Genomic DNA, 22,945 nt, shown 5'->3' with positions numbered 1-22,945 from the left:
CCAGACTGATTGCCCACTTGCATGTGCTTTCATTCAGATGACAAGAAGGCTCTTAATGTTGGGGAAAATACAGGGAGGTGAACAAGCCAGTGAGGAGAGATAAAGCGGTAACATCAACAACAGAGAGGGTTTTGTCGAAAGGTGATGCCCCCGGTGAAGGGGGCATGCAGGTCTAGATTGCGACCGGGGCTTTAATTGCCGGATGCGGATCGTAGCCTTCAATCTCGAAGTCGTCGAAACGATAGTCGAAGAGGGAAGCCGGTTTACGTTTGATCACCAGCTTCGGCAGCGCACGCGGCTCACGCGTTAACTGCAAACGCGTCTGCTCAAGGTGGTTGCTGTACAGATGAGTATCCCCGCCCGTCCAGACAAAATCACCGACTTCCAGGTCACACTGCTGCGCCATCATATGCACCAGCAGCGCATAGCTGGCGATGTTAAACGGCAGGCCGAGGAAGATATCGCAGGAGCGCTGATAAAGCTGGCAAGAGAGCTTGCCATCAGCCACGTAGAACTGGAAAAACGCATGACAGGGTGCCAGCGCCATCTGATCCAGCTCACCGACATTCCAGGCGGAAACAATGATGCGACGGGAGTCCGGGTCGCTTTTCAGCTGTTCGACCACTTTCGTCAGTTGGTCAATCTGAGCACCATCGGGTGCTCCCCAACTGCGCCACTGTTTGCCGTAAACCGGGCCAAGATCGCCATTTTCATCAGCCCACTCGTCCCAGATCGAGACCTTATTTTCTTTCAGGTACGCGATGTTGGTGTCACCGTTCAGGAACCACAGCAGCTCATGAATAATCGAGCGCAGATGGCACTTTTTGGTGGTAACCAGCGGGAAACCTTCCTGCAAATTGAAACGCATCTGATGACCAAAAATCGACAATGTGCCGGTGCCGGTACGATCATTTTTCGGCGTGCCCTGGTCGAGCACATGCTGCATTAACGCCAGATACTGTTTCATTTTTCCTCACGAAGCTGTGGCTGCGGACGACGACGATACGCCCAAATCATCATAATCACGCCAGCCACAATCATTGGTACAGAGAGGATCTGCCCCATGCTGATGCCGCTGAACAGGCCAAGCTGCTGGTCAGGCTGACGGAAGAATTCAACGATAATACGGAACGCACCGTAGCCAATCAGGAACAGCCCGGATACCGCGCCCATCGGGCGAGATTTACGAATAAAGACATTGAGGATGATAAACAGCACGATACCTTCAAGGATCAGCTCATAAAGCTGTGAAGGATGACGTGGCAATACACCGTAGGTTGACAACAACTGCTGCCATTCAGGATGGGTTGCGACCAGGGCGATATCTTCGCTACGCGAGCCAGGGAACAACATCGCCCACGGCAGATTGGGGTCAACGCGGCCCCACAGCTCACCGTTAATAAAGTTGCCGAGTCGGCCAGCACCCAACCCAAATGGGATCAGCGGTGCCATAAAATCAGAAACCTGGAAGAAATTGCGTTTGGTGCGCCAGGCGAAGATCAGCATCACCACGATCACCCCAATCAGGCCTCCGTGGAAAGACATGCCGCCATCCCAGACTTTAAACAGGTACAGCGGGTTATCCAGGAACAGCGGCATATTGTAGAACAACACATAGCCGATACGCCCGCCGAGGAAGACACCCAGGAAACCGGCATACAGCAGATTTTCTACTTCTTCTTTTTTCCATCCGCTACCCGGTTTGTTAGCACGGCGAACTGCCAGCCACATCGCGAAAACGAAACCCACCAGGTACATCAGTCCGTACCAGTGCAGTGAAACCGGTCCGATGGAGAAAATCACCGGATCAAATTGGGGGAAAGCCAGATAGCCGTTATTCATCTTTCACCATTAGTAAAGTCAGTCCTGACAGGCAGCCGCACACTCCGGGGCTGCATAAGGCGCGCATCATAGCATAATGCGAATTATTGCGGCCTGAGCTAACTGTAAACTTTGTTAAGCAAACGCTGCCAAAAAACACGGTTAACGGCCACCACGAATCAGGCCGCCTAAACCTCGCCGCTCCATAAACGAGGCCACCAGATGACGTACCTCTGTCGCGAACTGGGCTTCCATACCCCGTTGCGCCAGGACTTGTGCATCTTCATGCTCAAGATGGCTCAGCAGGTATTTTACGCGTGCCACGTTGCGGCCATTCATACTGAGATGGTGATAACCCATGCCCACTAACAGCGCCACGCACATTGTATCACCGGCCATTTCACCGCACAGACAGAGTTCGATACCGGCGCGTTGGGTTTCATCCGCAATACTTTTTAATGCCCGCAGCATCGCCGGATGCAGGCTGTCATACAGACTGGCCACCCGGGTATTGTTACGGTCAACCGCCAGCAGATACTGTGTCAGATCGTTGGTGCCCACAGAGACAAAATCGACGCGCCCCTTAAGCTGCCCGATCATAAAGATCATGGAGGGGACTTCGATCATGATGCCAATGCGCGGCTGTGGAATAACATAGCCGAGCATCTCTTCCACTTCACGCGCAGCACGTGCGATCAGGCGGCGGGCCTCATCGATCTCTTCCAGACTGGTGATCATCGGCAGCAGAATATTCAGATTGCCGCTGGCGACGTTGGCACGCAACATGGCGCGCAGTTGCACCAGGAAGATCTCCGGTTGATCCAGCGTCAGACGAATACCGCGCCAGCCAAGACAAGGGTTTTCTTCACTGATGGGCATATAGGGTAGCTGTTTATCCGCCCCCACATCCAGAGTACGCAGGGTCACCGGCTTATCCAGGAACAGTTGCAACATGCCCTGGTACTGCGCCACCTGCTCTTCTTCCGATGGAAAACCGTTTTGCAGCATAAACGGAATTTCGGTGCGATACAGACCCACACCGTCCACCCGGTTCCCTACCATCTTCTCGTGTTCGGCGCTTAGGCCTGCGTTGAGCATCACTTTTACCGGCTCACCGCTTTTCAGCGCGCCGGGCAGGAAGACAAAATCCTCCGCCAGCAGGCTCAGTTCATTCTCTTCGCTGATCAGCCGCTGATATTCCTGCACCAGCACGGGTTCAGGATCGACCAGCAGTTCGCCACGATAGCCGTCAACGATCAGCAGATGCCCTTTCATCAGCTCGGGCTGGATGTCAGCACCCATCACCGTTGGGATGCCCATCGCCCGCACCATAATCGCGGCATGCGAGTTGGCGGCACCATCGCGCACCACCACCCCCGCCAGGCGGTCACGCGGCAGCTCGGCCAACGTGGTGGCGGTCAGCTCATCGGCCACCAGTACAAAGCGCTCAGGCCAGGTGTTAGTGCCCTGCATGGTGTCATCGAGGTGAAACAGCAGACGCTGCCCCAGCACGCGCAAATCGCCTGCACGCTCACGCAGATAGCTGTCCTGCAAGCTGGCAAACTGCGCGGCGAATTTTTCAATGACTTTTTTAACCGCCCACTCGGCCACCGATCCGGCATCGATTTCCGCCAGCAGGTCTTTTTTCAGCCGGGCATCACTTAAGAGGTGTGAATAGAGATCGAAGATCGCCGCACTCTCTTTGTGCATGCTGGCAGTAAAACGCTTGCTGTAACGACGAAACTCGTTCGAGGCTTCACTCATGGCGAGCGCGAGGCGTTCGCGTTCTCGCACGGTATCGAGGGTCGATGCCGCGAAGACGTTTTCCAGTGAAGGCTGGCTAGAGTCGACCCAACCCTCCGCTACCGCAACGCCAGGCGCCGCCGCCAGCGCACGAATGCGGGTTTGACGGTACTGGCCAAACAGGGCATTAAGCTGTGACTGTGAGAGGATCGCTGCCATTTGCGTGGCCAGCGTAACCAGAAAAGACTCTTCACTTTCGTCGAACTGACGATGTTCGCGCTGCTGAACCACCAGCACGCCAAGCAACTGGCGACGGCTGATAATCGGCACGCCAAGAAAGGAACGGAAGCGCTCCTCTTTCACCGAAGGAATATATTTGAAGCTGGGGTGACTCTGCGCATCGGCGAGGTTAATGGGCTCTGCAAGCCGCCCTACTAAGCCAACGATACCTTCATCAAATGCCAGGGCAACAGTGCGCCCACGCGGCTTTTTTAGCCCACGGGTAGCCATCAGGTAATAGCAGCGACGATCGTGATCCGCGAGATAGACCGAACAGACTTCGGTTTGCATCGCCACACAGATTTCGTTAACCAGAATATCCAGCGCCTCGGTAAGCCGGGGCGCTGCCGCCACTTTCTCAACTATTTCGCGTAGCTGTGTGAGCATAATCTACGTGGCTTAACCTCTCTTCCGTCGAAAACCTGGCGCATTTCGCTGTACGGTATTCTCCTGCAGGGGCATAACCACACTGGCAAACTCTTTCATCACGCGGCGGTAAACATCGCGTTTAAAAGAGACCACCTGGCGTACCGGATACCAAAAGCTCACCCAACGCCAGCCGTCGAACTCTGGCGTGCTGCTGGTTTGCATATTGATATCCGCGTCATTGCACATCAACTGCAGAAGATACCACTTCTGTTTTTGGCCGATACAAACCGGCTTTGTGTCCCAACGCACCAAACGTTTTGGCAACTTATATCGTAACCAGTTACGGGTGGATGCAAGGATGCGGACATCCTTGCGGTTCAAACCGACTTCCTCGAAAAGTTCGCGGTACATCGCCTGCTCCGCCGTCTCCCCTGCGTTAATACCGCCCTGGGGAAACTGCCAGGAGTGCTGACCAAAACGTCTGGCCCACAACACCTGTCCCTGCCTGTTACAAATTACGATACCAACATTCGGGCGGTAGCCATCATCATCGATCACCGGACTACCTCAAACTAAAACTGGATGTTCTGATTGTTTCATACTCCTTACAGACGGTAAACCACTGCTTTTAGGGGATGTGACTGCATCCGGCTGGGATAACTTGCCCTTTTTTGCAAAGTTATAAACAGATACCCGGATAAAAATGCGATCTTATTCACGTTTTCTGTGGATAGCTTTGTGCAGAACTCTGTTAACAGGTGGGGAAAACTTTTTGACTGGCACAGAGCGACTTTTTTAAAACTAAGAATAACCCCCTATTAATCATCATCTTTTGCCGTTAACCACAGGCTTTCAACCGCTTGTCATTTGGCTGTCATCATCCGATGATCGCCAACTGGTGAAAGATCGAACGCCTTGCACGTTATCCACAGAATATGCCGATTAGTTAGGCATGAAAAAGGTAAAATAGTGGAAAAGAGCCAACGTCGAGGCTGTAAATGGAAACAGTATTATTATAAAAAGTGAGTTATCCCACTTTTCTGTGGATAACTACCCCGGTGATCCTGTTCATTGTCGGTGGCAAGCCGGGTAAAACTGTAGAGAGAGGCTTTTTTTTACGTGCCTGATGCAATAAAAAAACATGATTTATCATGCTATTATTGGTGTTTTCCCCAGACCTGTCCGGGATATTTTCTCTGTGGGCAAATGACGGCTATTTTTTGAACAGATTACGGACGTGATGATGACTGGTGATCTCTACCTCGTTTCTCCGCCAGAAAATGAAGACGAACTGATGGCGCGCGCCGCCGCACTGGCCGGTTATACGCTGGGCGAACTGGCAGCGCGCATCCACCTGCCCATCCCACGCGATTTAAAACGCGACAAAGGCTGGGTTGGCCTGTTGCTGGAACGCTACCTCGGCGCCAGCGCCGGCAGTAAGCCAGAGCAGGATTTTGCCGGGATTGGCATTGAGCTGAAAACGATTCCGGTTGATGCCAGCGGCCGCCCGCTGGAAACCACGTTTGTCTGCGTGGCACCGCTGACCGGCAACAGCGGTGTCACCTGGCATAACAGCCACGTACGCCATAAGCTAACGCGAGTACTCTGGGTGCCCGTGGAGGGTGACCGCGCTATTCCACTGGAACAGCGCCATGTGGGCGCGCCCTTATTATGGAGCCCGGATGCCACAGAGGAGTTGCAGTTGCAGCGCGACTGGGAAGAACTGATGGATATGATCGTGCTGGGCCAGGTTGAGCAGATTACCGCACGTCACGGGGAGTTCCTGCAAATCCGGCCGAAAGCGGCGAACAGTAAAGCGCTGACAGAGGGAATTGGCCGTGACGGGCAGCCGATCATGACGCTGCCACGGGGTTTTTACCTGAAGAAAACCTTTACCGGCCCGCTGCTGGCCCGGCATTTTCTGCTATAAAAAACCCCTGTAAAGATTTTCCCGCTGCTGTAAACCTTAGGTATAATCGTCGTTTAGCTTTCGTTTAACTTTTATTAGAATTTAGGATGCAACATTACCATGTTTGACTGGATTGCCGATCCCAATGCCTGGTTAGCGCTCGGTACGCTAACGATCCTCGAAATTGTCCTCGGGATTGATAATATTATTTTCCTCTCGCTGGTGGTGGCAAAACTGCCTAAGCATCAACAGAATACCGCCCGCCGTATCGGTCTGGCTGGCGCCATGTTGATGCGTCTTGGCCTGCTGGCCTCGATTGCATGGGTTATCCGCCTGACGGACCCGCTGTTTACGCTGATGGATCATGCATTCTCAGCGCGCGATCTGATTCTGCTGTTTGGTGGATTATTCCTGCTGTGGAAGTCGAGCATGGAAATTCATGAAACCATTGAAGGCGGCGGCGGTGAGCACAACACCAATGTGCATTCATTTATCGGCGCTATCGTGCAGATCATGCTGCTGGATATTATCTTCAGCCTTGATTCCGTCATTACTGCCGTGGGCCTCTCCGACCATCTGGTTATTATGATGGCTGCCGTGGTGATCGCGGTACTGGTGATGATGTTTGCCGCGCGTGCTATCGGTGATTTTGTTGACAGACATCCGTCGGTGAAAATGCTGGCGCTGGCGTTCCTGATCCTCGTGGGTTTCACGCTGATGCTGGAAAGCTTCAATATTCACATTCCTAAAGGCTACATCTATTTCGCCATGTTCTTCTCTATGGCGGTGGAATGCCTCAATCTGGCACGCAATAAAAAACGTCCGCTGTAACATCACCTCCTTACCCGGCCTGTCGGGCTGGGTAAGGAAATAGTGGTGATGCAATGTCAATGGTGTGTTGTGCGCACGATCCATTTTCAGACTCATACTATTATCGCTACAGGGAAAATAGTTTATTACTACACTTATGCTGAAGTGTTGAGTAATGAAGAGTAAGGGAGACAACGATGAAGTGGATTTTTAGCGCAGCGGTGCTGGGCATGGCAGTATTAGCGAGTGGTTGCAGCAGTAATTATGTGATGGCAACCAAAGACGGCAAGATGATTATGACCGACGGTAAGCCGCAGATTGATAAAGATACTGGTCTGGTGAAATATACCGACGATTCCGGCCACGAACTGCAAATTAACGGTGATGAAGTCTCGTCCATCGTTGAGCGTTAATTTTTAACGCAACAGTCCCATCATTCATTCGAGTTGCAGAATCAACCGACTTCTGCGACTTGATAAAGGATGAGTTTCAAGCGGCCTTTATAGCACTTCCCGATAAATACCCTCTTCCCCCACCCGCGCTGCACGGTTATAGTCGAAAACCGGGTTTTTGGCGTAACCTGCCAGCCCCAGGCAAAAAGCCCCTGTTGCGGACGCCCTGATGTCCCTGACCTTTGACGAATGAAAAAGGAAGCCGGCCATGCATTATCACCGTATCCCTCACAGCACCCTGGAAGTCAGTTCCCTGGGGCTGGGCACCATGACGTTTGGTGAGCAAAACAGCGAAGCCGACGCCCATGCACAACTGGATTTAGCCCTCAGCCGCGGGATCAACCTGATTGATACCGCCGAAATGTACCCTGTGCCACCCCGCCCGGAAACCCAGGGCCTGACCGAGCAATATATCGGCAGTTGGCTGAAGGCCCGTGGCAACCGCGATAAAGTCATTCTCGCCTCTAAAGTCTCCGGCCCGGTACGCGGTGCCGATGCCTCTATCCGGCCAAATCAGGCGCTGGATCGCAAGAATATTCGTACGGCGCTGGATGCCAGCCTGAAACGTTTGAACACCGACTATCTTGACTTATACCAACTGCACTGGCCGCAGCGTCAGACCAACTATTTTGGCAAGCTGAACTATCAGTACACCGATAACGCCGCCACCGTGACGCTGCTGGAGACGCTGGAAGCGCTGACTGAGCAGGTGCGCGCAGGTAAAATTCGCTATATCGGCGTATCCAATGAGACGCCGTGGGGCGTGATGCGCTATCTGCAACTGGCAGAGAAACATGAACTGCCGCGTATTGTCAGCATTCAGAATCCCTACAGCCTGTTAAACCGTAGCTTTGAACTGGGGCTGGCAGAGATCAGCCAGCACGAAGGGGTTGAACTGCTGGCTTACTCCAGCCTGGCGTTTGGCACCCTGAGTGGCAAATACCTTAACGGCGCGAAACCTGCCGGGGCGCGTAATACGCTGTTCAGTCGCTTTACCCGTTACAGCAGCGAGCAGTCGAATCAGGCAGTAGCCGAGTATGTCGCGCTGGCGAAGCAACACGGGTTAGATCCGTCACAGATGGCGCTGGCCTTCGTGCGTCAGCAGCCATTTGTTGCCAGCACCCTGTTGGGCGCCACCACGCTGGAACAGCTGAAGATCAATATTGACAGCTATGATGTCACGCTGAATGAAGAGGTGATTGAAGGGCTGGAAGCGATTCACCGTCGCTACACCTACCCGGCACCGTAAGAACCGCAGGCAGGGCGATCGTTCGCCCTGCCTGGTCTGACTGCCCCGTCAGAGCTGACGGGTGACTTTGCGTTTCTGCGCCAACTGCCAGCCCCACAGCACCGCAATCGCCAGCGCAAACAGCGCACCAAAGCCAACGCCCGTTGCTACCGGCGGCGCACCAAACTTAATCGCCAGCGTATAAAGCCCAAGCATCAGCAGCATCGCGGTGTTCTCACCCAGATTCTGTACTGCCACCGCATTCCCCGTGCCTACGGAGTCTTTGCCACGCATCTGCAATAACGCGTTAAGCGGTACGACGAAGAAACCGCCGAGCATCCCGATAATCACCAGCAGCACATACGCATTGATGGCCTGCTGCTGTAATGAGAAGAACAGCACCGCCACGCCAATCAGTACACCGGCCGGCATACAGCGCCCCACGGTTTTTAACGTCACCAGCTTCGCTGCGGCAATGGCACCGAAGACAATCCCAATCGCCACCATCGCATTCAGCAACGTCGGGGTTTTATTGTCGCTGATCCCCAGCGCCACCGGCACCCACAGCACCAGCAGGAAACGCAACGTCACGCCCGCACCCCAGAACATACTGGTACCCACCAGTGAGAAACGGGTTTCGCCATCACGCCACAGGGTGCCGCAGGCGCGGAAGAAGCTGGCCGACATGCGGGCCGGATGCCATGACTGACCGCCGCGTGCGACCGCCAGTTTTGGGATCAGCACATTCGCCGCCACCGCCAGCGCATAAGCCAGCACGCAGGCCACCAGCGCCGCCGTCAGATTCCAGTCAGCAAGGAAGCCACCCGCCACCGATCCCAGCAGGATAGCGGCAATGGTGGAGGACTCCATCAGACCGTTGGCTTTCACCAGCGTGTCACCGCCGGTCAGCTCCCCGAGAATGCCGTATTTCGCCGGAGAATAGGCCGCCGCACCAATCCCCACCAGGCTGTAGCCGAGGAACGGGTCAAAACCAAAACAGATCACCAATGCGCCCAGTAGCTTGAGAGCATTGGCAAACATCATGACCCGCCCTTTGGCAAAGCTGTCGGCCAGTTGCCCGACAAACGGGGCCAGCAGGATGTAGGTGGCCACAAACATCATTTGCAGCACCGGCTGGCTCCACTCCGGGTAGACCAGTGATTTCATCACAGCCAGCGTGGCAAACAGCAGCGCATTGTCACCAAATGCGGAGAAGAACTGCGCCACAATCACCGCCATCATGCCCTTGGACAATAGCGGCTGACCACTCACCTGGGATGTGCTCATGCCTGTTCCTCCGACTTTTCAGCCATTTCACGCAGAGTGACGAAATCCGGTTTACCGCTGCCCAGCAGCGGCAGCTGTGACAACACGCGAATATCACGGGGAACAGCCAGCTCAGGGCTGCCCAGTTCACGCGCCGCACGGGTCAACTGTTCGCGGGTCAGGCTGGCATCGGTGGTAAACAGCACCAGAGCCTCGCCGCGATTACCGTCCGGTTTGATGGTTGCCGCATGCTGTTTCTCCCCTGAGGCTTTCAGCGCAATCAGTTCAACACTTTCCAGCGAGACCATCTCTCCGGCAATTTTCGCAAAGCGCTTCACGCGCCCCTGAATCTGACAGAAACCGCCCTCATCAAAGCTGACGATATCGCCGGTGTCATACCAGCCAGCGTCCATCTGACCTTCGCCGTTATCCGCCTGAGGCGCTTCCAGCACGCCAGGGCGCTCAACGCGCAGATAGCCTTTCATAATGTTCGGGCCACGCAGCTGTAACAGACCGCCCTGCTCGATCCCCGGTACAGAAACCAGGCGCGAATCCATGCCCGGCAGGATGCGACCCACGGTGTGGGATTTCGCGGCCATCGGCACGTTGATCGCCACCACTGGCGCGCACTCCGTTACACCATACCCCTCAAGAATACGGATGCCGTATTTCTCCATCCACAGTTCACGGGTCTGGTTTTGCAGCTTCTCCGCCCCCGCCACCACGTAACGTAAACGGGCAAAGTCATACGGACTGGCAAAACGCGCATAGTTCCCCAGGAAAGTGGAGGTGCCAAACAGCACGGTGCAGTTACGGTCATAAACCAGCTCCGGCACAATGCGATAGTGCAGCGGGCTGGGATAGAGAAACACTTCCGCACCCGTCATCAGCGGGGTAAACAGGCCCACCGTCAGGCCAAAGGCGTGGAACAGTGGCAACGCCGACATAAAACGATCGCGCGGCGTAAAGTCAGCCACGGTGCGGATCTGTTCAACGTTCGCCAGCAGGCTTTTATGCGAATGCACCACCCCTTTCGGGTGGCCTTCAGAGCCGGAGGTAAACAGCACCATCGCGGCGTCTTCCGGCTGCTGCGGCACCTGTGCCCGGGAAGGCATCAGCAGATGGCGCAGGATCCACAGTTTGTCCTGAGTTGTGACGGTATCTTTCAGATCTTCGAGGTAAATCCACTGCACCTGAGGGATGCCTTCCGGCAGATGCCACAGCTTGCCTTTGTCGAGGAACTGACGCGAGGTGAACACCGTTTTCACTTCAGATGCGGTCAGAGCGCTGGTCAGCCCTTTCACGCCCGCGGTGTAGTTCAGCATCGCCGGGATACGCCCGCGCATTGATGCACCGAGGATCGCCGCTGCCGTGACGGTGGCATTCGGCAGTAACAGGCCGATATATTCCCCCGGCTGGCTGTAGCGTTCCAGAATACGCCCCACTCCGAGCGACTTTTTCAACAGCCCGGTGTAGCTGTCAGGTTTAAAATTGACGTCTTCCACGCAGGGTTTAAACAATCCATAGCGGGTGCGTGCGGCCAGGAAGGCCTGGTACAGTGTTTCACGCGGACGTACCGCCATGCGGGCTTCCATCATGATGTGATGCAGATGCTCACCCGCCAGGCGACGACGATCGCGCGCACGCGGTGCTTCGGGCATCGGAATTATCGTCGCAGGCAGTACGGTCAGAGTGATACGTGGAAACAGACGGCGTTTAAACACACCGGCGAGGCGGCCAAACAGGGTGTATTCGGCACCTTCAATGCGCAGCGGCACCACGGTCGCCTGCGATTTTGCCGCGACAAACCCCGCACCATCGTAGATTTTCATCAGCGACCCGGTCACGGTAATACGCCCTTCCGGGAAGATCACCACCGGGCGCCCCTGGCCAATCAGCCGCACCAGGTGTTTGATGGACATCGGTTTGGTCGGGTCGAGGGGAACGAAGTCGATCACCGAGCGCAGCGCACGCATATACCACTGTTCGCTGATAGAGGAGTAGACGGCAAATACGGGTTTCACCGGCAGGAAAACCGCCAGCAGGATGCCATCAATGAATGACATATGGTTCGGGGTGATCAAGACCTTCTCTTTATAAAGCCCGGAGAGATCGCCCGTCAGGCGGGCACCAAACAGCACCCGTAGCAGAAAACGCAACACAGAGAACAGCATGCTTTGTCCTTATTCGCTGTAACAAATTGCGTTAACGATGCAGCAAAGGTGCGGACAACTCAATATCTAATACTTTTTTCCTGTTTCTCCGCTAACGGGGCAAGCACTTCGCCTCGTTAGCCCCGGATTAAATTTTAAACACCGCCATCGCCTGCACCAGCTGCTGGCTCTGATCTTCCAGTGAACGGGTGGCCACGGCAGACTCTTCTACCAGTGCGGCATTCTGCTGCGCCACCTCTTCCATCTGGCTGACGGCAACGTTCACCTGGTCAATGCCCTGGCTCTGTTCACGCGAGGCATTGGCGATCTCGCCCATCAGCACATTGATGCTGGCGATCTGCCCGGCGATGGTATTCATGGTGTCGCTGGCTTTAGCGGTCAGTTGCGATCCGGTATCCACGCGGCTGCGTGAGTCGGCAATCAGTGCGTGGATCTCTTTCGAGGCCTGCGCACTGCGTTGAGCCAGGGTACGCACTTCATTCGCCACCACCGCGAAGCCACGCCCCTGCTCGCCGGCACGTGCGGCTTCTACTGAGGCATTCAACGCCAGGATATTGGTCTGGAAAGCGATACCATCGATCACTTCAAGAATGCTGGCAATACGATCGGAGCTGCGGGAAATCTCCTTCATATTATTCATCACATCACTCATCAGATGGTTACCGGCACTGGCCGTACCCGAGACATTTTCCGACAGTTCATGACCATGACGGGCATTTTCAGCATTATGTTTTACTGTTGCCGTTAGCTGTTCCATGCTGGCGGCGGTCTCTTCCAGCGAGGATGCAGAAATTTCGGTACGGCGCGACAGATCGTCATTACCGTTCGCCAGCTCGGCACTGCCCGTTTCAATCGCCAGGCTGGCATCACGCACCCGGCTGACCGAGTTCATCAGTGACTGCTGCATCAGCGCCAGTCCGGCATTCAGGCGGCCCAGTTCATTGCTACCCGCTTCTGGCAGCGGCCTTGTCAGGTCACCGCTGGCAATAAACTCCAGCTGATTCACCGCCTGATTCAGCGGTTTCAGCAACATCACCCGCAGTACCATCCACCCCAGTGCAATCAGCACCAGCGTCAGCACAAAGCAGATAGCGATCAACACCAGCATCCGCGTACGGTCGGCGCTGGCCTGTTCAAGCTGCTGCTGCCCGGTTAACTGGGCATAATCAAAGAACGCTTTGTTGGCCTGGTCGAAGGCGATGCCCAGCGGGCGCAGACGGGTATCAATCATGGCGTAATAGGTGGTGAGGTCACGCTGTTGCAGAGCCTCAATCATCGGCTTCAGCCCTTCACTCATATACGTCTGGTAGGCGCGGTTAATATCCTCTCCGAGCGCTTCGCCCTTGCCGCTGCCTTTGACGGCGGTAAAGAAGCGCGCAAGGTCATCATGGGCTGCCGCCGCATACTTGCCCGCACGTTCAGCCGCGGCGGCCCCTTCCGGTAGTTTACCCAGTTCAATATTCCGCACCGCCAGTGAAGCCACCACGCGGATACGCTGCATGTTGGTGTTACTGCTGGCAAGGTTGCCTAGCTGCACGCCCTGGGTCAGGTTGACCGCATTCAGCGCGTCGTAAGATTTACCAATCGCCACCACGCCCAGCACGCTAACCACCAGCAGGATCAGTGCCATAAGCGCGAGCAGGAGAAGCAACCCGGTACGAATCGAGAGATTTTTGATCATGATATTTTCCGCAGGTGAAGTTTTTTTTAGGCTATAGCGGGTATATCGGCAGGAAGAGAGGATAACTGTAGGGGCGGGCCCGTGCCCGCCCACGCCCCATACTACTGCGTTTTCCAGCCGCCACCGGTTGCTACAATCAGCTGCACGCTGGTCACCCACTGGGTGCTTTGCAGTGTCAGCAGGCTCTGCTGCTGGGTCAGGCTGGTATTCTCGGTGGTGGCCACGTCGAGATAGTCGATCATCCCGGCCTGATACTGATTGTTAGTGACGCGTGCGGACTCCTGTGCTGAGGCCGCCGCACGCTGCTGCGCCTGCATTTCCGCCTCGAAGGTGCGCAGTGCCACCAGATAGTTTTCTACCTCTTCAAAGCCGGACAACACGGTCTGCCGATAGCTGGCCACATCCGCATCGTACGCGGCGCGTGCCTGATCCACTTTCGCGGAGGTGGCTCCGAAATCAAGCAGCGTACCGCTCAGGCTGGGTCCCAGCGACCAGACGCGATTGGGTAAGGTCAGCAGATGACTGAAGCTGGAACCGGAATAGCCCGCGCTGGCGCTGAGCGTCAGATCCGGGTAGTAACCGGCAATCGCCACGCCTACGGCGGCATTGGCGGCGGCCACCGTGCGTTCTGCCTGGGCGATATCCGGGCGGCGTTGCAGTAAGTCTGCAGGTAATGTCACTGGTGCCGCCGGCAGTGTGGCCTGAAGCGGTGCCACCGCGAGGCTAAACTCTGCCGGGGTTTTCCCCATCAGTACCGCAATCGCATGTTCAAGCTGAGCACGTTGCCAGCTGAGATCGAGCGCCGAAGCCCGTGCGCTTTCAAGCTGGGTTTCCGCCTGCGCCAGGGTGCCGCGTGATTCACTGCCTGCCTGGTATTTATTCTGGATAACCGTCAGATAGCGCTGATAGGCATCCACGCTTTTCTGATACAGCGCGATGCGCTGGTCAAGAATGCGCAGCTGGAAATAGTCCTGTGCCAGTGTTGACTGGGCGCTGAGGGTCATATTCGCCAGTTCGGCCGCGCTGGCCTCTGCGCTGGCCCGGTTCTCCTCCAGCGTGCGGCGCAGTTTGCCCCAGATATCCAGCTCCCAGGAGGCGGAGGCCTGCAATGCGTGGCTGTTACTGACCGACTGACCGCTGGTGCTGGTGGTGGCAGATGCCCCGCTGCGCGTCGAACTTCCCGTCCCGGTGACCGTTGGCAGCAGATCGCTGCGCGATTCTGAGGCCAGCGCCAGCGCCTGGCGGTACAGGGCTTCATACTGCGCCACGTTCTGATTCGAAATCTTCACCTGACGCAGCAGGCTATCCAGCGTGCTGTCGTGGTACACCGCCCACCAGTCGCCTTTACTGAGCTGATCCTGTGGCCTGGCCTGATGCCAGCCTTTGGCCTCTTTATACTGCAACGCGGTCGGGGCTGTCGGGCGCTGGTAATCCGGGCCAACGGCACATCCGCCAATCAGCAATGCCAGTACAAGAGGAGTGAGTTTTTTCATTTTCATCATTATTGAGTTATTCAGCATGACGCAGGCGCAGCCACTGACGTCGTGTGGCACGACTGACGCGGTCAAGATAGAGGTACACCACCGGAGTAGTGAATAAGGTCAGTAACTGGCTCAGGGCCAGACCACCGGCAATCGCCAGCCCCAGCGGGCTGCGCAGATCGGCATCTCCCCCGCTGCCCAGCGCCAGCGGCAGTGCGCCGAAGAATGCCGCCAGGGTGGTCATCATTATCGGACGGAAGCGCATCAGGCAGGCCTGAGTGATCGCCTGTTGCGGGGTCATTCCCTGCTTACGTTCGGCCACCAGCGCAAAGTCGATCATCATAATGGCGTTCTTCTTCACGATGCCAATCAACAACAGAATGCCGATCAGCGCGATCACCGTCAGTTCCGTGCCGGTTAACAGCATCAGCAGCAGCGCGCCCACCCCGGCGGACGGCAGCGTGGAGAGAATGGTTAACGGATGAATATAACTTTCATACAGCATCCCCAGCACAATATACACCGCAGCCAGCGCCGCGAGGATCAACCACGGCATTGAGGCATTCAGCTCGGCAAAGGCCTGCGCGGTGCCGGCAAAACCGGCCTGAATGGTGTTCGGCAGGCCAATTTTTGCCATCGCCGTTTTCACTGCCGCCTGCGCCGCTTCAAGGGATGCACCGTCCTGGAGGTTAAAGGCAATGGTGCTGGTGGCCGACTGCCCCTGATGGTTAACCGATAACGGTGCATTGCTGCCGCTAATGCTGGCAAAAGCCGAAAGCGGAATGCGATCGCCGCTGTCATTGACCACAAACAGCTTGTTGAGCGTATCCGGGTCGCGCGTCCATTCCGGACTGAGTGACATCACCACATGATACTGATTCAGCGTTTTGTAAAGCGTGGCAACCTGACGCTGGCTGAAGGCGTTATTCAGCATGTCATCCAGCATCTGCACATCCACGCCCAGCCGGGTGGCGCGGTCACGATCGATAGTGATCATCACTTCCTGCCCGCCGGTCTGCGAGTCAGAGTCAATGCTGGTCAGCAGGGGGATCTGCTCCAGCGCCGCCTTCACTTTCGGTGTCCAGATACGTAGCGTATCCAGATCGTCAGCCTGCAGGCTGTACTGATACGAGGCATTCGCACTGCGCCCGCCGATATGCAGATCCTGCGCCGCCATCAGGAACAGCTCCACGCCAGGCACATTCTGGGTTTTACCGCTGAGGCGGTTGGCCACTTCGCTGGCACTGGCATCACGCTGGTCGAAATCTTTCAGATGGACGAAAAACATGGCGGTATTACGCGAGCCAAATGCCCCGCTGCCCATCGAAGACATCACCCCATCCACCGCCGGATCTTTTTCGATCATCGCTGCATAGGCTTTCACTTTCGGTTCCATCGCCTGGAATGAGACGTTCTGATCGGCACGCATCATGCCCATCAGCAGCCCGGTATCCTGGTTCGGGAAGAATCCCTTCTGCACCACCGAATAGAGAAAGACGTTAAGGATTACGGTCAGCAGCAGGCTGAACATCGTCAGGCGCTGATGGCGCATCACCCATGTCAGCGCAGCGGCATAGGCAGCCAGCAGGCGGTTGAGGCCATTTTCAATCCACTGATAGAGCGGATGTGGGCGTTTCGTCACCGCCGGTTTACGCTTCAGCAGACGCGAACAGAGCATCGGGGTCAGGCTGAGTGAGACCAGCATGGAGATAATCAGTGAGGCGGTGAGCGTTACGGCAAACTCGCGGAACAGGCGCCCGACAATACTGCCCATCAGCAGGATCGGGATAAACACCGCCACCAACGACAGCGTCATCGACAGCACGGTGAAACTCACTTCCTGCGCACCTTTGATCGAGGCGCGCACCGGGCTGAGCCCCTCTTCGATGTAGCGGGTGATATTTTCCAGCACCACGATGGCATCATCCACCACAAATCCGGTGGCGATAATCAGCGCCATCAACGACAGGTTATCGAGGCTGTAACCGCACAGATACATCACCGCGCAGGTGCCAATCAGCGATACCGGCAGCGCCAGCGCCGGGATCACCAGCGCACGCACATCGCGCAGGAAAACAAACACCACGCCGATCACCAGCAGCATGGCAATCAGTAAAGTCTCTTCGGTTTCATACAGTGATGCACGCACGTTGGGTGAACGGTCGACCACAATGGTCAGTTTAACGTCAGCGGGCAGATCTTTTTCAATCAGCGGCAGTTGGGCTTTAATGCCATCGATGGTCTCCAGCATGTTAGCCCCGGCGGAACGGGTCACACCGATGGTCACCGACGGTGAACCGTTATAGAAACCAGCGCTGTAGTTATCTTCCACGGAATCAGACACCTTAGCGACATCGCTCAGGTGAATGGCACGCCCGTTGCTGTAGCTGACCACCAAATTACGGTACTGGCTGGCCTGATCGAGCTGGCCGTTGCCGTCCACCATCCATGACTGGCTTTTCCCTTCCAGCCTCCCTTTCGGCAAATTGGTGGTGCTGTTAGCGATGGCTTCACGCACGCTGTCCAGTGACACACCCGCCTGGCTTAACTGCTGAGGTTGCAGGTCAATTCGCACCGCAGGAAGGGCACTCCCGCGCAGGGAAACATCCCCCACGCCCGTCACCTGGGCGATCTTCTGTTTGATTTTACTGTCGGCCAGATCGTACAGCTCAGCGCTGGTGCGCGTGGTGGAGGACAGCGCCATCATCAGTACCGGGGCATCGGACGGGTTGGCTTTCTGGTAGGTAGGCAGCGACGGCATACTGCTCGGCAGCAGGCTGCGCGCTGCGTTGATGGCAGCCTGCACATCGCGCGCCGCACCGTTAATATCGCGATCGAGGGCAAACTGCAGGATGATATTGGTCGAACCTTGAGAACTCTCCGAGGTCATCTCAGTGATACCGGCAATCTGCCCCAGCGCGCGCTCCAGCGGCGTGGCCACTGTGGCGGCCATCGTTTCCGGGCTGGCCCCCGGCAGATCAGCCGATACCATAATGGTCGGGAAATCCACCGTAGGCAGTGGGGCGACCGGCAGCAGGCGATAGCCCAGCGCCCCCAGCAGCACCAGCGCCAGCGTGAGTAACAGCGTGGCAACCGGGCGGAAAATAAACAGACGCGTCACACTCATTCACGCCCCCGCACGGTGGCCGAACGGCGCAGATAACGTTTCATGCGCTGTGACAATCCATCAAACCACAGGTAGATCACCGGGGTGGAGAACAGTGTCAGCACCTGGCTGAAGATCAGCCCGCCAACAATCACCAGGCCCAGCGGCTGACGCAGCTCTGCACCCGAACCGGAAGCCAGCATCAGCGGCAGCGCACCCAGCAATGCCGCCATGGTGGTCATCAGAATCGGACGGAAGCGCAGCAGGCAGGCCTGGTGGATCGCCTCACGGGGGCTGAGGTGCTGCTTGTGCTCGGCCTCCAGCGCAAAGTCGATCATCATAATGGCGTTCTTTTTCACAATGCCGATCAGCAGGATCACCCCGATCAGTGCGATCAGGCTGAATTCGGTATCCGCCAGCATCAGCGTCAGCAGCGCCCCTACCGCCGCCGACGGCAGCGTGGAGAGAATGGTCACCGGGTGAATAAAGCTCTCGTAAAGAATACCCAGTACCACATACATGGTCAGCAGCGCTGCGAGGATCAGCCACAGCGTATTGCCGGTTGCACTCTGGAATGCCGCCGCTTCGCCCTGATAACGCAGGGTAATCGACTGCGGCACCGCCAGTGAAGTGCTCTCCTCACTGATGGCCTGCTGCGCCTGTTCCAGCGAATAGCCATCATTGAGATTGAAGGAGACAGTCACCGCCGGGAACTGATTCAGCCGCATATGTACCAGCGATCCGGTACGCAGGTGTATGCTGGCGACCGAGGTCAGTTTCACCATGCCACTGGTGGTGGTGCTCGTTGTGCTGTCCGTTGAACTGCTGCTGGTCGTGCTGGTGCTGGTTGTACTGGTTGATGATGACGCACTGCTGCTGGTTGAGGGTTGCAGATAGATATCATCAAACGAGGCCGGAGACTGCTGGAATGCAGGCGCCACTTCCAGCACCACGCGATACTGATTCGACTGGGTGAAAATGGTGGAGATCAGGCGCTGACCAAAGGCGTTATACAGCGCGGTGTCTACGTCTGAGGCAGTAATGCCGTAACGGGCGGCGGCATCGCGGTTCAGCTCAACGTATGCCACCTGCCCCTGATCCTGCAGGTTACTGACCACCGAGCTGAATTCCGGGCGCTGCTGCAATGCGCTGACCAGCTTCGGGGACCACGCCACCAGGTTCTGGCTATCCGCATCATCAAGCGTCAGTTGGTAGCGATCCGGGGTAACCTGATCGTTCACCGTCAGATCCTGCGCGGATTGCAGATACAGTGAGATGCCCGGCACCCCCGCCGTCGCCTGTTGCAGCTCGGCAATTACGCTGTCGGCGCGTTCATCGCGCTCGTCAAACGACTTGAGGTTAATCTGCAAACGGCCGCTGTTCAGGCTGGTATTACTGCCGTCGATCCCCACCGTCGAAGAGAGGCTTTCGACCGCCGGGTTTTTCAGGATAATTTCCGCCAGCTGCTGCTGACGCCGTGACATCTCTTTAAATGACACATCCTGAGAGGCGACGGTGACGCCCTGGATCAACCCGGTGTCCTGCGCCGGGAAGAACCCCTTCGGCACCACCAGATAGAGCAACGCCGTCAGGGCCAGGGTGGCTAACGCGACACACAGCGTTAGCCGTTGATGGTTGAGGACGACGGTCAGCAGGCGATCATATCCGGCCACCAGCTTGTCAAAGAACTCGCCGCCTTTGCGGTAGAAGCGCGTCTGGCGGTGTGCAGGAATATGGCGCAACAAATAGGCACACAGCATCGGCGTCAGGGTGAGCGACACCAGCATGGAAACCAGTATTGACACTGCCAGCGTGATGGCAAATTCGCGGAACAATCGCCCCACCACATCCCCCATAAACAGCAGCGGGATCAGTACCGCAATCAGCGAGAACGTCAGGGAAATAATGGTAAAGCCAATCTGCTGCGAGCCTTTCAGTGCGGCTTCCATCGGGCTTTCGCCCTTTTCCAGACGGCGGGAGATGTTCTCCACCACCACAATGGCATCATCAATCACGAAACCGGTGGCTACCGTCAGCGCCATCAGCGACAGGTTATTGAGGCTGAATCCGGCGAGATACATCACGCCAAAGGTGCCCACCAGCGACAGCGGCACGGCAACGCTTGGGATCAGCGTCGCCGCAACGTTGCGCAGGAACAGGAAGGTCACCATCACCACCAGCGCAATCGACAGCATCAGCTCAAACTGCACATCGCTAATCGATGCGCGAATGGTCTGGGTACGATCCGACAGCACGGTGACTTTGACGCCGTCCGGCAGCGCGGCCTGGAGTGTCGGCAGCTGCGCTTTAATGCTGTCCACTACCGAAATCACGTTAGCGCCCGGCTGGCGCTGCACGCTGATGACAATCGCCGGTGCGTTATTGGCCCACGCCGACTGATAAGTATTCTCAGCCGCTTCTTCAATGTGCGCCAGATCGCGCAGACGCAGCGCCGAACCGTTTTTCCAGGTCAGGATCAGGTTGCCGTATTCAGCGGCAGTGCGCAGCTGATCGTTGGCATCGATGGTGACCGAATGGTACTGACCATCAAAGCCCCCTTTCGACCCATTGACGTTGCTGTTGCTGACCAGCGTATTGACGTCCTCCAGCGTCAGGCCATGTGCGGCCAGCGCTTTCGGGTCCATCTGCACGCGGATGGCAGGCTGATGCCCCCCGGCCAGCGTCACCATCCCCACCCCGGAAATCTGTGACAGTTTTAGCGCAATACGGGTGTTCACCAAATCCTGCACTTTGGTCAGCGGCAGCGTGTCTGAACTGGCGGCTAAGGTGATCACCGCGCTGTCCGCCGGGTTGACCTTTTTATAGGTCGGCGGATTGGGTAAGTCGGTTGGCAGCAGACTGTCGGCGGCATTGATCGCCGCCTGCACTTCCTGTTCGGCCACATCCAGTGACAGATCGAGAGAGAACTTCAGGCTGATCACCGACGAACCGCTGGAACTGCTGGAGGCCATCTGGCTGAGGCCTGACATCTGCCCAAGCTGGCGCTCCAGCGGTGCCGTCACGGATGAGGCCATCACATCCGGGCTGGCACCGGGATAGAGTATGGTGACCTGAATGGTCGGATAATCCACCTGCGGCAACGCCGATGTGGAGAGCATACGGTAGGCAAAAATACCGGAAATCAGCACGCCCACCATCAGCAGGATGGTGGCTACCGGGCGTTCGATAAAGATGCGCGATGGGTTCATTGCGCTTTCTTGCCCCCGATAGCGGCGGCCGTCTCTTCGGCGGTGACCACCGAGACTTTACTGCCGTCAGTCAGACGGTCGATGCCTTCCGTCACCACCTGCTGACCGGCGCTGACGCCTTCAAGGATCGCCTGCTGGTCGCTGCCAAACACCGGCCCGGTTTTCACCGCTTTGCGGGTCACCGTGTTGTCTTTATTGACCACGTACACAAAGCTGCCATCGCTGCTCAGTTGCAGCGCTTGCCCGGGGATCACCGTCGCCTGTTTCAGAGTGCTGGTTTGCAGGCGCAGGTTAACAAACTGATTGGGATAGAGCGACTCGTCGAGGTTGGCAAACTGCGCTTTCAGCGTAACGGTGCCTGTGCTGGTATCAATCTGGTTACTGATGAACTGCACTTCCCCCTGCGCCAGCTCGCTGCTACCCTGCTGGTCGAACGCGGTGGCAGGCAGGCTTTGATCGTTGTGCAGTGCTTTCAGCAACGTGGGAATATTGCTCTGCGGCACGCTGAAGGTGACGGCGGCGGGTTGCGTCTGTGTGATGGTCACCAGCCCGGTCGTTGAGCTGCTCTGCACCATATTACCGGCATCCACCAGACGCAGGCCAACGCGCCCGCTGATCGGGGCGGTGATACGCGCATATTCAATATTGAGTCTGGCGGCGTCAATCTGTGCCTGGTCGGCTTTGACCGCCCCGCTGTACTGCCCGACCGTGGCGATCTGGGTGTCGAGATCCTGACGCGCCAGCGAGTCCTGAGCATACAGTTTTTGATAACGGGCCAGCGTCAGTTGCGCGCTTTTCAGCAGTGCCTGATTTTGGTTCAGATCGCCCTGATACTGCGCCAGCGTTGCCTGGTAGCTGCGCGGGTCGATCTGCGCCAGCACCTGCCCGGCGGCCACTTTCTGCCCCTCTTTGAACCAGACGTGCGTCAGCTGTCCGTCGACACGGCTGGTCACGGTCACCGTCGCATTGGGGATCACCGTACCCAGCGCCGTCAGATAGACCGGCACATCAGCCAGCACCACGGGGCCAGTGTGCACTGGCGTCGTCATGCCCGCCATCGTCTGTCCTGGCCCACCCGGGCCCCCCGGGCCACGCATACCGCCAGGGCCACCGGCTCCGTTCTGACCGTGCGGCCAGAAACGCCAGGCCAGAGCAGCGGCGAGCAATAGCAAAATAACGCAGAGGATGATTTTACGCCGGGCGTGCGACTTCTTCGGGGAGGTAACGGTCATGAGGCTCTGTTCAATAAGATGCAGCAAGAGGATAAACACGCCGGTAATCACCGCCGCGACAGAAATTTAATGTGGGCCAGGCATGCCTGGCCCCTACGCTAACACCGCAACATGCGTAGGTACGCCTACGTGAACACTGCATCATACGTAGGGGTCAGGCATGCCTGGCCCCTACGCTAACACTG

15 protein-coding genes are annotated in these 22,945 nt (G+C 56.8%); 4 read left to right on the top strand and 11 right to left on the bottom strand.

The window, feature by feature from the left end:
- Nucleotides 1–172: 172 nt before the first annotated feature.
- The 4 genes from thyA to rppH all read right to left on the bottom strand — a co-directional run bounded on the left by thyA (nucleotide 173) and on the right by rppH (nucleotide 4,770).
- On the bottom strand, nucleotides 173–967 hold the full coding sequence (thyA, locus tag FY046_RS16985) for a thymidylate synthase (RefSeq protein WP_133846079.1): 795 nt from the start codon (nucleotides 965–967) through the stop codon (nucleotides 173–175).
- Entirely contained in the window at nucleotides 964–1,842 is an 879-nt protein-coding gene (lgt, locus tag FY046_RS16980; protein ID WP_133846080.1) for a prolipoprotein diacylglyceryl transferase, read from the bottom strand. Before lgt ends, thyA begins: the two co-directional genes overlap by 4 nt.
- 141 nt (nucleotides 1,843–1,983) lie before the next feature.
- The gene (ptsP, locus tag FY046_RS16975; RefSeq protein ID WP_133846081.1) at nucleotides 1,984–4,230 is read right to left on the bottom strand and encodes a phosphoenolpyruvate--protein phosphotransferase; all 2,247 of its coding nucleotides are present in this window, start codon (nucleotides 4,228–4,230) and stop codon (nucleotides 1,984–1,986) included.
- Between the two features lie 12 nt (nucleotides 4,231–4,242).
- Nucleotides 4,243–4,770 (bottom strand): RNA pyrophosphohydrolase, encoded by a 528-nt coding sequence (gene rppH, locus FY046_RS16970; protein ID WP_133846082.1) that lies wholly within the window; start codon nucleotides 4,768–4,770, stop codon nucleotides 4,243–4,245.
- A 685-nt stretch (nucleotides 4,771–5,455) separates the two neighbouring features.
- On the opposite strand from rppH, the gene mutH reads away from it, so the two are divergent.
- The 4 genes from mutH to FY046_RS16950 all read left to right on the top strand — a co-directional run bounded on the left by mutH (nucleotide 5,456) and on the right by FY046_RS16950 (nucleotide 8,632).
- Complete coding sequence (gene mutH / locus FY046_RS16965; RefSeq protein WP_374760154.1) at nucleotides 5,456–6,142, top strand: DNA mismatch repair endonuclease MutH; 687 nt, start codon at nucleotides 5,456–5,458, stop codon at nucleotides 6,140–6,142.
- A 99-nt stretch (nucleotides 6,143–6,241) separates the two neighbouring features.
- Entirely contained in the window at nucleotides 6,242–6,952 is a 711-nt protein-coding gene (locus FY046_RS16960) for a TerC family protein (protein ID WP_133846084.1), read from the top strand.
- A 176-nt stretch (nucleotides 6,953–7,128) separates the two neighbouring features.
- Nucleotides 7,129–7,344 (top strand): YgdI/YgdR family lipoprotein, encoded by a 216-nt coding sequence (locus FY046_RS16955; protein ID WP_133846085.1) that lies wholly within the window; start codon nucleotides 7,129–7,131, stop codon nucleotides 7,342–7,344.
- Between the two features lie 247 nt (nucleotides 7,345–7,591).
- Nucleotides 7,592–8,632: an NADP(H)-dependent aldo-keto reductase gene (locus FY046_RS16950; RefSeq protein ID WP_133846086.1), complete on the top strand. Its 1,041-nt coding sequence runs from the start codon at nucleotides 7,592–7,594 to the stop codon at nucleotides 8,630–8,632.
- 48 nt (nucleotides 8,633–8,680) lie between these two features.
- Here FY046_RS16950 and lplT read toward each other — a convergent pair whose 3' ends face one another.
- The 7 genes from lplT to FY046_RS16915 form a co-directional block, all read right to left on the bottom strand.
- Nucleotides 8,681–9,898 carry a lysophospholipid transporter LplT gene (lplT, locus tag FY046_RS16945; protein WP_133846087.1) on the bottom strand — a complete coding sequence of 406 codons (1,218 nt, stop codon included), beginning with the start codon at nucleotides 9,896–9,898 and terminating at the stop codon, nucleotides 8,681–8,683.
- A complete protein-coding gene (aas, locus tag FY046_RS16940; RefSeq protein ID WP_159337916.1) occupies nucleotides 9,895–12,051 on the bottom strand; it encodes a bifunctional acyl-ACP--phospholipid O-acyltransferase/long-chain-fatty-acid--ACP ligase in 2,157 nt (718 codons plus the stop codon). The genes lplT and aas overlap by 4 nt, the downstream gene beginning before the upstream one ends.
- Nucleotides 12,052–12,178: 127 nt before the next feature.
- The gene (locus FY046_RS16935; RefSeq protein WP_133846089.1) at nucleotides 12,179–13,732 is read right to left on the bottom strand and encodes a methyl-accepting chemotaxis protein; all 1,554 of its coding nucleotides are present in this window, start codon (nucleotides 13,730–13,732) and stop codon (nucleotides 12,179–12,181) included.
- Between the two features lie 101 nt (nucleotides 13,733–13,833).
- Nucleotides 13,834–15,225, bottom strand: a complete 1,392-nt coding sequence (locus tag FY046_RS16930; RefSeq protein ID WP_446186306.1) for an efflux transporter outer membrane subunit — start codon at nucleotides 15,223–15,225, stop codon at nucleotides 13,834–13,836.
- A 16-nt stretch (nucleotides 15,226–15,241) separates the two neighbouring features.
- Nucleotides 15,242–18,340: a multidrug efflux RND transporter permease subunit gene (locus FY046_RS16925; protein ID WP_446186305.1), complete on the bottom strand. Its 3,099-nt coding sequence runs from the start codon at nucleotides 18,338–18,340 to the stop codon at nucleotides 15,242–15,244.
- Entirely contained in the window at nucleotides 18,337–21,528 is a 3,192-nt protein-coding gene (locus FY046_RS16920) for an efflux RND transporter permease subunit (RefSeq protein ID WP_446186304.1), read from the bottom strand. Before FY046_RS16920 ends, FY046_RS16925 begins: the two co-directional genes overlap by 4 nt.
- Nucleotides 21,525–22,760: an MdtA/MuxA family multidrug efflux RND transporter periplasmic adaptor subunit gene (locus FY046_RS16915; RefSeq protein ID WP_171149554.1), complete on the bottom strand. Its 1,236-nt coding sequence runs from the start codon at nucleotides 22,758–22,760 to the stop codon at nucleotides 21,525–21,527. Before FY046_RS16915 ends, FY046_RS16920 begins: the two co-directional genes overlap by 4 nt.
- Between the last annotated feature and the right edge of the window lie 185 nt (nucleotides 22,761–22,945).

The sequence above is a fragment of the Erwinia sp. 1181_3 genome (genome assembly GCF_052824965.1).
Note: the sequence above shows the minus strand (reverse complement) of the source record. Positions and strands in the feature narration are given on the sequence as shown.

Coding starts and splice junctions, on each gene's coding strand:
- FY046_RS16920 (WP_446186304.1), bottom strand. CDS start 21,528: ATGAACCCATCGCGCATCTTTATCGAACGCCCGGTAGCCACCATCCTG.
- FY046_RS16915 (WP_171149554.1), bottom strand. CDS start 22,760: ATGACCGTTACCTCCCCGAAGAAGTCGCACGCCCGGCGTAAAATCATC.
- lgt (WP_133846080.1), bottom strand. CDS start 1,842: ATGAATAACGGCTATCTGGCTTTCCCCCAATTTGATCCGGTGATTTTC.
- FY046_RS16950 (WP_133846086.1), top strand. CDS start 7,592: ATGCATTATCACCGTATCCCTCACAGCACCCTGGAAGTCAGTTCCCTG.
- FY046_RS16935 (WP_133846089.1), bottom strand. CDS start 13,732: ATGATCAAAAATCTCTCGATTCGTACCGGGTTGCTTCTCCTGCTCGCG.
- FY046_RS16925 (WP_446186305.1), bottom strand. CDS start 18,340: ATGAGTGTGACGCGTCTGTTTATTTTCCGCCCGGTTGCCACGCTGTTA.
- FY046_RS16960 (WP_133846084.1), top strand. CDS start 6,242: ATGTTTGACTGGATTGCCGATCCCAATGCCTGGTTAGCGCTCGGTACG.
- mutH (WP_374760154.1), top strand. CDS start 5,456: ATGACTGGTGATCTCTACCTCGTTTCTCCGCCAGAAAATGAAGACGAA.
- lplT (WP_133846087.1), bottom strand. CDS start 9,898: ATGAGCACATCCCAGGTGAGTGGTCAGCCGCTATTGTCCAAGGGCATG.
- FY046_RS16930 (WP_446186306.1), bottom strand. CDS start 15,225: ATGAAAAAACTCACTCCTCTTGTACTGGCATTGCTGATTGGCGGATGT.
- aas (WP_159337916.1), bottom strand. CDS start 12,051: ATGCTGTTCTCTGTGTTGCGTTTTCTGCTACGGGTGCTGTTTGGTGCC.
- thyA (WP_133846079.1), bottom strand. CDS start 967: ATGAAACAGTATCTGGCGTTAATGCAGCATGTGCTCGACCAGGGCACG.
- ptsP (WP_133846081.1), bottom strand. CDS start 4,230: ATGCTCACACAGCTACGCGAAATAGTTGAGAAAGTGGCGGCAGCGCCC.
- FY046_RS16955 (WP_133846085.1), top strand. CDS start 7,129: ATGAAGTGGATTTTTAGCGCAGCGGTGCTGGGCATGGCAGTATTAGCG.